The sequence below is a fragment of the Cytobacillus sp. FSL R7-0680 genome (assembly GCF_038009245.1).
GTDB classification, from domain to species: Bacteria; Bacillota; Bacilli; order Bacillales; family Cytobacillaceae; genus Cytobacillus; species Cytobacillus kochii.
Genome location: NZ_JBBPAO010000001.1, coordinates 2,988,387 through 3,000,354, shown reverse-complemented (window position 1 = coordinate 3,000,354; position 11,968 = coordinate 2,988,387). Strand labels below are relative to the sequence as shown.

Here is an 11,968-nt window from a genome sequence, read left to right as displayed (position 1 = left end):
AAAGGAAATCCATCAATGGGGGATGGGGGGAGCATAGAAACGAGAATCACCTGACATAATCAAGGAATGGTACACTTTCATGAGATAACTGCCAAGATGTATAGGCAAAAGGAAAATGCGTACACAAAAGATGAAAACCCGCCAAGATGTGTTGGCAACTCCCATAAAACCCCACATCATATATTTCATTTTGTACTTACTGAAATAATCAAATATGTACATCGCTAGCTTGACACTGACAGTTGAATGTAATTAAAGAGCGCCGCAAAGGAGCAGTCACTGCCTTCTAGGAGAATAATTTTAATAGCCACCAGAATGCCATGTTCGCCTCCCCTGACCGTGTGAAAACAATCACTCTAGATAACTACCAATATCAACTTAAATGAATGTATAATAATACCAAATGAATAAAAGGAGCTTATTCTAATTTATGAAGTTCACTCAAGCAGTTTTACCTCTTCTAGTTATCGTAACGATATTGTACTTGATGGTTAATCTTCTACTGTTCATTTTGTTTTCGCTGGCTGATGTTAATATGAATCTTCATACGGTGCTATATGCCATTTTACCAAGTGTATTGTATTTTTTATGTGTGTGGTTTGCGATAAAACGCTTACGTCCAAATAGGAGGGAGAAGCCCAAGCAACTTTGGTTGTTTTCTTTAGCATTGGTATTGCCAATCGCATTGATTAGCCTACTAGTTTTTAATGGCGTTCATGCCAAATTTAATGAAATGGATTGGAGAAATAATCCACACAAACGAGTGGGAATGATAGACGATTTGTTAAATACGTATGATTTAAAAAATAGACATTATAACGAAGTAATTGAAAAACTAGGAACACCAACAGAAAACACGTATTTTAAGAGTGACAATAACATCGTTTATTATTTGGGTAATGAAAGGAGTATCATTAGTATTGATAGTGAATGGCTAATCATTACATTTAAAGAGAATCGAGTAGCTCATTATGAATTGAAAACAGATTAATAAGAAAAGCGCAAGGCGCCTGCCTATCGGCTTATGACCTCGAGCCGATGGCGCCTGGAGCTAGACATGAAAACTCATTGAAAAATTTTATACTTTCTTATCTAATAAAAAAGGGATGCAAGTAATTTAATTGCACCCCTTTTTATCATCATGCTTTTACTAGCGTTTGATCAACTACTTTACCCTCAAAGGCGGCTTCATAAATTGTATATATATCCTCTTTACACAATTCCATTGGACTTCGCGCGAGTAAACGAGTTTGTTTTGTCGCATCTTCTGTTAACGAATCAAGTGCATTATGGCCAATGTTAAAGCCTTTTAAAGAAGTCGGGATGCCAACATCTTCGACTAAGCGTTTTAATTCTTTTACACAACGGTGGGAAGCTTCTTCTTGTGAAAGATGGGTAGAGCTAAAGCCCATTGTATCGAGAATATCCTTCATCCTTTTTTCACATGCAGAACGAATATAGCCCATCACATATGGCAGAAGAACAGCGTTTGAATCACCATGGGCAATATGGAATTGCCCGCCTAATGGATAAGCAAGTGCATGAACCCCAGCTACACCTGCGTTAAAGAAAGCAATACCAGCTAAATAACTACCATAGCTCAAGTCAATGCGTGCTTGTTTATTGTCGCCATGATGAACAGCTGTGCGGATGGATTGACTGATTAGGCGAATGGCCTGTAGTGCTAAAGCGTCCGTGACTGGGCTAGCATTTTTAGACACATATGCTTCAATCGCATGTGTAAGGGCATCGATCCCAGTAGCAGCTGTTACCTTTGCAGGAAGAGACATTGTGAGTGCTGGGTCAACAATAGCTACATCTGCAAGTAAATAATCATGCGTGACGACATCTTTTGTTGTTTCCAATGAAAGGACGGAGATATTTGTTACTTCTGATCCTGTTCCAGATGTAGTTGGAATTAAGATACTCGGTAATCCTTTTTTTGTAATCGATTTTGTGCCGGTTAGATTTAAATAATCAGCTACATCACCTTCATGAACAGCGATAACGCCAGCTAATTTTGTTAAGTCAAGTGCACTTCCGCCACCGATGCCGATGACCATATCAAAAGCGTGTTCGCGCGTATAGGAGACCAGTTTTTCCCCAACGGCAAGTGGTGGTTCAGGAACAACATCAGTGTAAACATCAGTGATATATCCTGCCTCATTAAGTGGATGCGTCACTTTATCCGTTAAGCCAATTTCTTTTAAAAAAGGGTCAGTAATCACAAGGATTTTTTTAACGTTAAACTTTTCTACTTCTTCAACGAGGTGGGAAAGAGCATCCCAGCCTGTGTAGCTTATAGGTGTAAAGGTGATTTTCTCAGACATGATGGTCACTCCTCTAATTAATTTTGGTTCCAAACAATTAATTTAGTTTCAGTCATTTCGTGAATCGCGTATTTCAAACCTTCTTTGCCCGTACCGCTTTCTTTCACTCCGCCATATGGCATTTGGTCTACACGATAGGTCGGAATATCATTAATCATCACGCCGCCCACTTCAAGTGCTTTAGAAGCATGGAAGGCAGTTTGAATATCATTAGTGAAAATACCAGCCTGCAAACCATAGTCAGAATCATTGATTGCAATAATACCATCTTCAATTGAAGAGATACGGTTAACAATAACAATAGGGGCAAACACTTCTTGGCAAGAAACCTTTGCAGTCGCATCGACATTCGTTAAGATGGTTGGTAAAAATACGCCATTTTCAATTTTTCCGCCTGTAATAATCTCTGCTCCTAAGGAGACTGCTTCATCAACCCAACTCAATGCTCGCTCCTGTTCAGCTGGATGAATCATCGCTGATAGGTCAGTTGTTGCATGCATTGGATCTCCGATTGTTAATGCCTGAGTAGCTTCGGCAAACTTTTCAACGAACGCAGGAAAAATCTCTTCTAGTACGTAAGTGCGTTGCAGAGAAATACAGACTTGCCCTTGGTTAGAAAAGGCACCTGTTACACATTTAGCTACGATTTCTTCTAAGTCTACGTTTCTATCAATAATCAGTCCTGCATTAGAGCCGAGTTCTAAAGCAACTTTCTTTAGTCCTGCTTTATTGCGAATACCAATACCAACGGCTGGGCTACCAGTGAAAGTAATCATTTTCACAAGCGGATTCTCGACAAGGGCATCTCCGACAATACGACCACTGCCAGTAACTACGTTAAATGCACCCTTAGGTAAAGAAGTTTGGTCAAGGAGTTCAGCAAGAAATAGAGCAGATAATGGTGTTTGCGATGCTGGTTTTAATACAATCGGGTTTCCAGAGGCAATCGCTGGTCCCACTTTATGTGCTACTAAATTTTGTGGAAAATTAAATGGTGTAATGGCACCAATTACGCCAATCGGTTCCTCGATTGTATAACCGAATCGGTTAGCCCCGTTTTTAGCTGCGTCCATCGGAATCATTTCACCTGTTAAGCGTTTTGCTTCCTCAGCCGCGAATTTATATGTCTCAATCGTACGGTCAATTTCACCTAGTGAGAATTTCAATGGTTTCGCTGATTCTAAAGAAATGATTTCAGCAGCTTTTTGTCGATTTTCCTTAAATAATAGAACAAGCTCTTCTAATATTTCTGCACGCTCGTAGGCAGTCAAACGAGCCATCGCTGTTCTTTTTTGATGCGCCATCTCTATGGTTTCTTCCACTTCCTCCTTTGAAGCTTGTGGAATTTGCGCAATCACTTTATTTGTATAGGGAGAGAGGAGTTCAGCATAGTTTGCTGAGTCTCTCCATTCACCATTGATATATAATTGTTTCTTCATATTAACTCACCTGCTTTTCTTGATTTTTGAGATCTTCACTATCTTTATTAAACGTTTTGTCTATTTCTCCTTTAAAGAAATCTTTTCCGTATAATAATAGACAAAGAATAATACCTACCGCAAACGCCCAAGCAGCGCCTTTAATACATAGAACAGCTGCGACAATCCCAGCTACACCAAGATCTTTTTGACTTCGTGCTTCTAAAATACCAACTTTCACACTTACATATCCTTGAATGAGAAGAGTTAATGCCATCGCAACACCTAGTATAGGCTCAACGAAACTTACGATTGGAAGTAACCATAAGCCGGTATTCGTTCCCCAGCGGAATGAACCCATACCACCGAAAATCGAGTCCATAGCTTTTCTTCCTTTTTTGAAACGCTCAACCATTACCACCTGCATCGCACTCCATACGGGTCCTGCCATCGTGACATCAGGTCCAATAATACTCATGGCACCATTACGAATACCGAAAATCCAGTGAGATCGGTTAGGGTTGTAATCAACCTTTTCATCAGGGCGGATAGATTGACCATCTTCCACTAATGCTTTTACTTGTAATACATCACCGAAAAGAACAATATAAGCAGCGAGAACAGTAGGGATGGCTGTAATAAACATCATGAATGGGGGTAAGCCTAATCCGAATACCGTGTACTCATTCCACAATGTAATAAAATCTGGAGATGAGAATCCCCATTCAATTGTTGGCCACTTTGCTTCCCCAAATAATGGGGCAATAAATACGGCTACAAGTATCACAGGGAAAATACCTAGTTTAGCAATGGTTTTCCAAAAGGCATTGCGGTTTTGGAATTGAATAAAATGTTTTGAAAATAAAAGATAAAACCCAATTCCAATAGCAATTGAGATGGTCCAAGGGAACAATTCAAAACGGCCACCAACTTGGAAAACAGAGATGACAGCTGCTAAACCAGCTCCTAGGATAACACCAGCTTTTAATGCGGGCGGAATAAAGCGAACAACCTTTGATGCCAACCCAGTAGCACCGAGTAATAATGATAGAATACCGAGTGTTAATTGGAAGGCGATCAGTGAGTGAACACGTTCAGGTCCTTCAGGGAATTGCTGACAGTACAGCATGATTAAAGGAATGGCTGGTGTAATCCAACCAGGTACAGCCGGATCACCTAGTAAATGATGTAATAAGTAAAAAAGTCCATTTAAAACAACAATAGCGAGTGCTACTTCAAAAGGCATACCGAGTAATTCCATTAAAAGTGGGATGGCTGATAAATCAACAGCACACATTAATAGTCCTTGCACATAATCGGGCCATTCAAAACGGTAATGGATAAAAGGTAAGCGAACCTTAAAAGGTCCTGCTGGGATATACGGTGATTCTTCGCCGTATTTTCTGTTTTTCCATTTCATGACGGTTTTTCTCCTCCTTAATTGTAAACCCTTACAAGTTAGAATATTAAATTATGAATACGTAACCATTTTTGTGTAAAGCGATTCCACATGAGTCGTTCAAGCTCATATGGAAGAGGGTAAGGGATTATGCTTCCAAAATGGTTACGTATTCATTTTTGCATAAATAAAAACTATTGATATGCCTTTGTTGTTTTCCTATTAAATACTTTAACAGATTCAGTGATTTTTACGCAACTGTTTTTTTTATTTTCAATCATTTCAATCAGTTCATTGATGGCTAGAAAACCTAAATTTTGCTCAGAGATACTTCCGACGGTTGTTAACTCGATACTACCGTGTTTACTTAAGTCAACATTATCGATACCGACTACGCTAATATCGCCTGGGACACGATAACCGGCCTTTGTTGCTTCATCAATTGTTTGTAGAGCGATTGCATCTGTGGCAGCACAAATAGCTGTCGGTGGAGTCGGTAATTGCATCAGTTTTTCAAATGCTTCTTTTACCGCTTGTTTTGATGTATTCGTTTGAATCACATATTGCGATGCAAGGTATTGAGTGTTCATCCCTTCAACGAAGCCATCGTATCTATTTTTAAATGTACTAACGGTAGAGGGACCTCCAATCCAAGCAATTTGTTTATGACCTAACTCTAGCATATGATGAGCTGAAAGTATGCCAGCCTGAAAATTATCGATTTCAACAAAATGTTTATTATTAATATGTTTTCGATTATATGTAATAAATGGTATATCCATTTTCTCAAACTTCTCGAAAATAGGATCATCAAGTAAGATACAGGACATCACGACTCCATCTACCTTATTTTCAACTACTGAAGTATATGCCTCATTTAATTTCTCATCATTCACAAATTGAACATGCACACGATAACCTTTGCTATTAGCGTAATTAACAATTGCAGCTGTTGTATCGACAAAAAAAGGATTATGAAGGGGTCCAGAAAGTAACGCAATCGTGTTTGTTTTATTTTGTACAAGAGAACGGGCATGGGCATTCGGAATGTAATGAAGTTCTTCAATCGCAGCCATCACTTTATCTACTGTTGGTTTTTTGACTAGGTTTGGAGTATTAAGTACACGTGATACGGTCGTTTGAGAAACGCCAGCATGTTTGGCAACATCCTTAGAAGAGACCATCTAGTTTCCTCCTTTCAAGAAAAACTGTGCTTCCTTATTTTATCAGATTCCCATGGGAGAGAGAAGTCAAAATGACCTAGATTAAGTACCGGTGAAAAGGGTAAGCAGAGAGTATGAAAGGAAGCGAATAAAATGAAAAAAACGATGATTTTAGTGTTTACGAGTATTTTATTGTTTTCTGGCTCTGCTGTGTCGGCTAAAACAATCCATTCATTTAGCGACCAGACAACAATTTATGATTATATTGTCTCTGAAAGCTACAGTAAGAACGGTGCAAAGGTAGCCGTTATTGGCAGTAGTGTTGCTCGTGGGAAAGGGGCATCTCATCCGATGTTTTCTTGGTTTCGTTTATTAGAAAAGGAAGTGCGAGAACGCCATTTGCCACATAAAAAAAAGCTGTCATTTCATAACTTTGCTAAAAGCGGTTACACCTTAAATATGCTACTTAAGGATGGAACGGTTGAAAAGTTGGTAAAATCAGAGCCTGATTTGGTAATGATTGAAACAGGTGTCGTTAATAGTTATCAATATCATCAAAGCATAAAAGAAACGGAGCAAGCGATTAATAAAACCGTTGATAAAATTAAAAAGGCCTCTCCTGATACGAAAATTCTATTTCTTTCTCCCAATCCGACAACTGTTCTTTATAACGGAAAAATTAATAATAAGCGCAATCATTCTTATCAAGACTATTTAAAAGCAACAGAACAGTATATTAAAGAAAACGAGTGGCCATATATAGATATTTATCGACCGATGGCAAAAAGAATGGCGGACGGTTCATTTGAGTTAAAAGACACATTGGCAGATGGGGTGCATCCGAATAATATTGGTTACTATATTTGGTTTCAAGTAATGAATGAGTACTTTAATAAGCCAATCCCGTGGTAAAATGAAAGAAAACCTCGGAGCTGATGAATGTTGAAACAACAATTAACTTTAATGGAAGCATATATGATTGAGCTGTTACGTAATAAAGGTGTAACGGACGAAGAAATTATAAGAAAATCTTTGTCAAACGAAGCGACAGAGTGGAGAAAGTACAACGAGCAGTTCGAATTTGAACAATTAGCTCATCTGGCTCAAAAAGATGAGGCAAACTTTGTTTCAATGATTAACAATGGTTACCGCATCAAATTCCTTACCTTCCCTGGCTTGCAACGCATGTTAAGTATGAAGTTCGGATTAGAGAAAGACCAAGATTACACGCTCGTAGAAAACGGAGTAACTAATATAAAGGTAAGTGAGGAGCAATTAAACGAGATAGAAAAAGTTTTATCACTCAACTGGAAAATAAAGAGAGAAAAAACTTCGGTTTCTATTCAAAATGGCTAAAGAAAGATAGCATTCGTTTCTTCATTAGGCGAATGCTTTTATCATTTCTCTTTACTAGAAGACCATAAATAATAGAATATAGAAAAGAATAAAGAAGCTCCTATTGCGTATGGTATGGGAGAACGAAAAAGAATTAATAGACAAAAGGGCATGGTAATAAAAATGGTTTTTTTCCAAAACAAGCAATGATCTTCCTTTCCAAAAAAGGTTGAATATGTGAAAAAGAAAACTTAGGAGGAAATAATCACTTGATGAATTATAAATTTTCACCTGAATTAAGTCAGGCGATTGTTGATGGTATATTAAAAGGATATAGGCATTACATTCATGAGCGTGAACAGAAGAAACGTGAAATGCTTATTAGTACAGGTTATGCATGGGTAAAAGGCAATCATATTGAAGATGCCGTAGCACAAGAATGTCGCAAGCTTGGGATTCAATTTGAATTTTCTAAAGCCGGTTATGCATGGGGTTATCTTAAATTCGAAAATAAGGCAACAAACTCTTTATTTATCATTAAAAGTGGAGGACCTTCACCACAATCATCACCGAGTCGAAAAGAGGAGCACTATTTAGTTGAACTCTCCAAGATTAATCGTCATATTGATTGGCAGCAATTAGAACAAATGAATGAAGTAGGAGAACAGTTAATGTTAGAAGACGTCACTTCTCAGAATTTTGAACAATTAAGCTTCGGTGAATTCGATTCTCTTAAACAAACGTTTGATCAATTTTATATTGTCTCCTATGAAATGGATGAAACAAAACTATTATCAAAAATTCAACTGCTTATGCCAACTCCAGGCATGAAGAAAATTCATTTAGTTGAAGACTGGTTACCTCTGGCATTTCATTCATCTTATCATATTACAGAGATTGAAGTAGAAGGAATTAGAGGAGAATAACAGGAGGGCTATCTATAGTAGATAGCCCTTCTTAATTATTGTTTTTGTTCTTTTATCCAATGAGTAATGGTATCGATGATCGTTTCTTGTTGTTTCTTAATAGAAATGTCGGCTGGGTTGTCACCAGATTGTTCTCCGTATACACCAAAATAGGCATGGTTTCCTCCTTCGATTTCTACGAAGTCTGCTTCATCTGGAAGAAAAACCTTCTTCTCTTCAACTTTAGCGGGCGTACTTAGGCCATCATTTGAGCCACTTATGGATAAGACAGGTAGTTTCGAATTTGTCAGTGTATCATTATCAGAGGCATAGGCACCCAGTAGTATTAAACCATGTACTTGATCTATGTTTTTATCGGCGTACATGGCTGCTGCTGCACCGCCCATTGAATGGCCTCCAACAAACCAATTTACATCTTTATACGTACTAATGATTTCGTTAGCTTTAGAAACATCAAGTATGGCGATGTTTAGTGTTACATGTGGTATAGCGATGAATAGATTTTCTTTAGCTAATTCTTGACCGATATAAGCATAAGCATCGGGTTCTACTTTTGCACCCGGATAAAGAATAATACCTATTTGACTATTAGGGTCACCGAATAAAAGCCAATCATCTTCAACGCTTATTTGGTTGTCTACGGGGATCGTTGGCTCACCCACTGAATGATAAGTGAGCTGAGTCCAGATGAAAAATCCACCGATTGCTGTAACTACTAGAGCTGATAGGATAAGGAATACTTTTGATTTGATTATCTTCTTCATAATTTGCCTCTTAAGTTGTATTTACTTTTTGAAAAATTTGTAGAGCGTATAGATAAAAATAACGATTAATAAAAGGATGAGGATCATCACAAAGCTTTTCACAGCATCATTAGGTGTTTTAGCATATATACCAATGTATGCCCAGATGAAAACAAGTGTATAAATAAAGTCTTTAAATCGAATAGAGAAAACAATCGCTAATATTGTAGCAACTGCTAACATAATAAAGGTCCAAGTCACTTCATTCAATCCGAGAAAAACAGTCTGTTCCATCCCTACAAACCAAACAAATACATTTAAAATACTTGCTACAGAAACCCAACCAATATAAATGGAAAATGGCAGTTTTTCAAAGAAAGTATGAGTTGTATCGTTTATTCTACCGTAGATTAGAATTAAGGTGACAAGTAAAGCAAAAATGATGATTACTGATGTTAGTAGTGCTTGAGCAGTAAAAGCTAGAATCCAACAGCCATTTAATAAAAAGTTAAGAGCTGGTAGGTAGCTAGTTTTTACATAAACAGCATCACCTCTCACAAAAAAAGCTCTGATAATCCAAATAAATAAAAGTAAATAAATGAACCCCCAAATGGAAAATGCAAAACCAGCAGGTTGTATTAAAGGTTGGTTAGCATCAGCAACATTGCCAACATTTGTAGCTGACCAATAATTTAAGAAAATCATTATAGCGAAAGTAATAAGGTAGACGATACCTAGTTTCTTTGACTGATTCATGAATGAGCCTCCCCTTGATAAATAAAATGATGGTATTAATTGTAATACCCTAAAGTGAACGGTAATAATCATAGTTATCTACCATGGGGAAGGCGAAGTGACATATTTCTTAATTTGATAGTAGTTGTTTTATTTTTCCCTCAAAATCACTTGGTTTATCTGTAGGACCGAAGCGCTCTACCACATTTCCATTTTGATTAATGAGAAACTTAGTAAAGTTCCATTTAATGCTTTTGCTTAGAAAACCTTTTGCTTCTGTCGTTAAATAATTGAATAAAGGGTGTGCTTCTTTTCCATTCACTTTAATGATTTCATGCATAGGGAATGAAACACCATAGGTCATCCGACAAGCTTCACTCGCTTCCTCAGCAGAGTCGAGCTCTTGTTTAAATTGATCCGAAGGAAATCCTAATATAACCAGTCCCGCATCTTTATATTTTTGATATAGGTTCTCAAGTTCTGCAAATTGTGGGGCCAAGCCACATTTTGTTGCGGTATTGACAATTAGTAATACCTTGCCTTCATATTGCTCCAATTGATAATTGGTACCGTTTTCGAGTTTTACGTTTATATCATATAAATTCATTTTTTCTCCTCCCCTTCATTTAATTGAGATAACAGTGTATTCAATTCTTGTAATTTTAATTTGAATTGATCATCAAATATAGCGAATGAATCCCATTTTGTAGCTTTAGTTGAAATCATTTCTGATATCGTACTTTCGGAGTTTCTACCTTTTGTGGTCAATGAAATGACTACAGATCTTTTGTCCATAGGTGAGGGTGTTTTCATTACATAATCTTTTTCTACTAGTTTAGAAATAATGGGGTTTAAAGTACCAATCCCTAACGATAACTTTTCACTTAATTGTTTAATAATCATATGATCATTTTCCCACAGAGCCAGTAAGACAATATATTGAGGGTAAGTGAGGTCAAACGGTTCCAGTGCTTTCCGGTATAACTTAGTATATTGATTTGTTGCTTTATAAATAGCGAAACATAATTGATTTTCTAATGTCTGTGCTTTTACTTTGACCACCTCCTCATTTACATCGTACACGATACATTATATATCGGGTACGATGTAAATGCAAAAATAAGATAACAATTAAATCATATGTAACAGTTGCTTTCAGTTTCTGTAAATTCCTCCTTTACAATACCTCAGTGATGTTATAATACGAGCAATAATTGTAAGGAGGTCCATTTTCATGATACTTCAAGAAGAAATTAAAGGACTAACGACGAAAGTATTTGGAAAAAACAATCAACTAATATACGATGAAGAATCGTTTATTTTTAAAAATGCTGAATTAAAAATCACTGGTTCAAATAATAAAATCCATATTGGAAAAGGGACAAAACTATCCAATATATTAATTCACATACGAGGTTCAAATAATGAAATTATGATAGGGGAAGATACCGACTTGATTGGTCATATTTTATTAAAAGGCAAAAAACAATCGATTAAAGTTGGTGACCGAACGACCTTTAAGAATGTCTATCTACTATCACAAGAAGGAAAGAATATTACCATTGGAGCGGACTGTATGTTTTCTTATGATATAGCCGTGAGAACAACAGATGCTCATTCCGTTCTTGACCTTGAAACAAATGAAAGATTGAACGGTGCAAAGGATGTGGTCATTGGTAATCATGTTTGGGTTGCTGCTAGTTGCTTGATTTCCAAAGGCGCGGTGATTCCGGACGATACGATCATCGGAGCAAGATCAGTTGTTACTAAACCTTTCTCCGAAGCACATACAACCATTGCGGGCTCTCCAGCTAAGATAATCAAAACAGGAACAACTTGGAGTCGAGAGCGGTTATAGTAGGATGAGATAAAATGCTAGATTTCACTAGTTTAAAAAGAACATGATGATATCTTAAATG

General features: G+C 37.1%; 13 protein-coding genes. 5 read left to right on the top strand and 8 right to left on the bottom strand.

Features of this window, described 5'->3' with window-relative positions; all coding sequences use genetic code 11:
• Positions 1 to 430: 430 nt before the first annotated feature.
• Positions 431 to 991: a hypothetical protein gene (locus tag MKY26_RS14985; RefSeq protein WP_322909751.1), complete on the top strand. Its 561-nt coding sequence runs from the start codon at positions 431 to 433 to the stop codon at positions 989 to 991.
• Between the two features lie 148 nt (positions 992 to 1,139).
• On the opposite strand, the gene MKY26_RS14980 is transcribed toward MKY26_RS14985, so the two are convergent.
• From MKY26_RS14980 to MKY26_RS14965, 4 genes are all read right to left on the bottom strand, one after another.
• Complete coding sequence (locus MKY26_RS14980) at positions 1,140 to 2,330, bottom strand: iron-containing alcohol dehydrogenase (RefSeq protein ID WP_341098010.1); 1,191 nt, start codon at positions 2,328 to 2,330, stop codon at positions 1,140 to 1,142.
• Positions 2,331 to 2,347: 17 nt separating this feature from the next.
• On the bottom strand, positions 2,348 to 3,769 hold the full coding sequence (locus tag MKY26_RS14975; RefSeq protein ID WP_340976627.1) for an aldehyde dehydrogenase family protein: 1,422 nt from the start codon (positions 3,767 to 3,769) through the stop codon (positions 2,348 to 2,350).
• A gap of 1 nt (position 3,770) precedes the next feature.
• Complete coding sequence (locus tag MKY26_RS14970; RefSeq protein ID WP_307316023.1) at positions 3,771 to 5,168, bottom strand: hypothetical protein; 1,398 nt, start codon at positions 5,166 to 5,168, stop codon at positions 3,771 to 3,773.
• 173 nt (positions 5,169 to 5,341) lie between these two features.
• Positions 5,342 to 6,331, bottom strand: a complete 990-nt coding sequence (locus MKY26_RS14965) for a LacI family DNA-binding transcriptional regulator (protein WP_095371735.1) — start codon at positions 6,329 to 6,331, stop codon at positions 5,342 to 5,344.
• A gap of 132 nt (positions 6,332 to 6,463) precedes the next feature.
• Here MKY26_RS14965 and MKY26_RS14960 point away from each other — a divergent pair, with 132 nt between their 5' ends.
• From MKY26_RS14960 to MKY26_RS14950, 3 genes are all read left to right on the top strand, one after another.
• A complete protein-coding gene (locus tag MKY26_RS14960; RefSeq protein WP_341098006.1) occupies positions 6,464 to 7,222 on the top strand; it encodes an SGNH/GDSL hydrolase family protein in 759 nt (252 codons plus the stop codon).
• 27 nt (positions 7,223 to 7,249) lie between these two features.
• The gene (locus tag MKY26_RS14955) at positions 7,250 to 7,666 is read left to right on the top strand and encodes a hypothetical protein (RefSeq protein ID WP_307316017.1); all 417 of its coding nucleotides are present in this window, start codon (positions 7,250 to 7,252) and stop codon (positions 7,664 to 7,666) included.
• A gap of 251 nt (positions 7,667 to 7,917) precedes the next feature.
• The gene (locus tag MKY26_RS14950; protein WP_307316013.1) at positions 7,918 to 8,571 is read left to right on the top strand and encodes a spr1630 family ClpXP-sensitive toxin; all 654 of its coding nucleotides are present in this window, start codon (positions 7,918 to 7,920) and stop codon (positions 8,569 to 8,571) included.
• A gap of 35 nt (positions 8,572 to 8,606) precedes the next feature.
• On the opposite strand, the gene MKY26_RS14945 is transcribed toward MKY26_RS14950, so the two are convergent.
• The 4 genes from MKY26_RS14945 to MKY26_RS14930 all read right to left on the bottom strand — a co-directional run bounded on the left by MKY26_RS14945 (position 8,607) and on the right by MKY26_RS14930 (position 11,111).
• Complete coding sequence (locus tag MKY26_RS14945; protein WP_322909747.1) at positions 8,607 to 9,335, bottom strand: alpha/beta family hydrolase; 729 nt, start codon at positions 9,333 to 9,335, stop codon at positions 8,607 to 8,609.
• Between the two features lie 21 nt (positions 9,336 to 9,356).
• Positions 9,357 to 10,070, bottom strand: coding sequence for a tryptophan-rich sensory protein (locus MKY26_RS14940; RefSeq protein WP_095371740.1), 714 nt, complete (start codon positions 10,068 to 10,070; stop codon positions 9,357 to 9,359).
• Positions 10,071 to 10,179: 109 nt separating this feature from the next.
• A complete protein-coding gene (locus MKY26_RS14935; RefSeq protein ID WP_341098002.1) occupies positions 10,180 to 10,656 on the bottom strand; it encodes a glutathione peroxidase in 477 nt (158 codons plus the stop codon).
• Positions 10,653 to 11,111, bottom strand: coding sequence for a MarR family winged helix-turn-helix transcriptional regulator (locus tag MKY26_RS14930; RefSeq protein WP_157733876.1), 459 nt, complete (start codon positions 11,109 to 11,111; stop codon positions 10,653 to 10,655). The genes MKY26_RS14935 and MKY26_RS14930 overlap by 4 nt, the downstream gene beginning before the upstream one ends.
• 172 nt (positions 11,112 to 11,283) lie before the next feature.
• Between MKY26_RS14930 and MKY26_RS14925 the strand changes: the two genes are divergently transcribed.
• On the top strand, positions 11,284 to 11,907 hold the full coding sequence (locus tag MKY26_RS14925) for an acyltransferase (RefSeq protein WP_095371743.1): 624 nt from the start codon (positions 11,284 to 11,286) through the stop codon (positions 11,905 to 11,907).
• Positions 11,908 to 11,968: the final 61 nt, after the last annotated feature.

What these genes read in the sequence shown, in the direction of transcription:
- MKY26_RS14965 (WP_095371735.1), bottom strand. Translation starts at nt 6,331, where the DNA reads ATGGTCTCTTCTAAGGATGTTGCCAAACATGCTGGCGTTTCTCAAACG.
- MKY26_RS14955 (WP_307316017.1), top strand. Translation starts at nt 7,250, where the DNA reads ATGTTGAAACAACAATTAACTTTAATGGAAGCATATATGATTGAGCTG.
- MKY26_RS14960 (WP_341098006.1), top strand. Translation starts at nt 6,464, where the DNA reads ATGAAAAAAACGATGATTTTAGTGTTTACGAGTATTTTATTGTTTTCT.
- MKY26_RS14945 (WP_322909747.1), bottom strand. Translation starts at nt 9,335, where the DNA reads ATGAAGAAGATAATCAAATCAAAAGTATTCCTTATCCTATCAGCTCTA.
- MKY26_RS14940 (WP_095371740.1), bottom strand. Translation starts at nt 10,070, where the DNA reads ATGAATCAGTCAAAGAAACTAGGTATCGTCTACCTTATTACTTTCGCT.
- MKY26_RS14950 (WP_307316013.1), top strand. Translation starts at nt 7,918, where the DNA reads ATGAATTATAAATTTTCACCTGAATTAAGTCAGGCGATTGTTGATGGT.
- MKY26_RS14970 (WP_307316023.1), bottom strand. Translation starts at nt 5,168, where the DNA reads ATGAAATGGAAAAACAGAAAATACGGCGAAGAATCACCGTATATCCCA.
- MKY26_RS14935 (WP_341098002.1), bottom strand. Translation starts at nt 10,656, where the DNA reads ATGAATTTATATGATATAAACGTAAAACTCGAAAACGGTACCAATTAT.
- MKY26_RS14985 (WP_322909751.1), top strand. Translation starts at nt 431, where the DNA reads ATGAAGTTCACTCAAGCAGTTTTACCTCTTCTAGTTATCGTAACGATA.
- MKY26_RS14925 (WP_095371743.1), top strand. Translation starts at nt 11,284, where the DNA reads ATGATACTTCAAGAAGAAATTAAAGGACTAACGACGAAAGTATTTGGA.
- MKY26_RS14975 (WP_340976627.1), bottom strand. Translation starts at nt 3,769, where the DNA reads ATGAAGAAACAATTATATATCAATGGTGAATGGAGAGACTCAGCAAAC.
- MKY26_RS14980 (WP_341098010.1), bottom strand. Translation starts at nt 2,330, where the DNA reads ATGTCTGAGAAAATCACCTTTACACCTATAAGCTACACAGGCTGGGAT.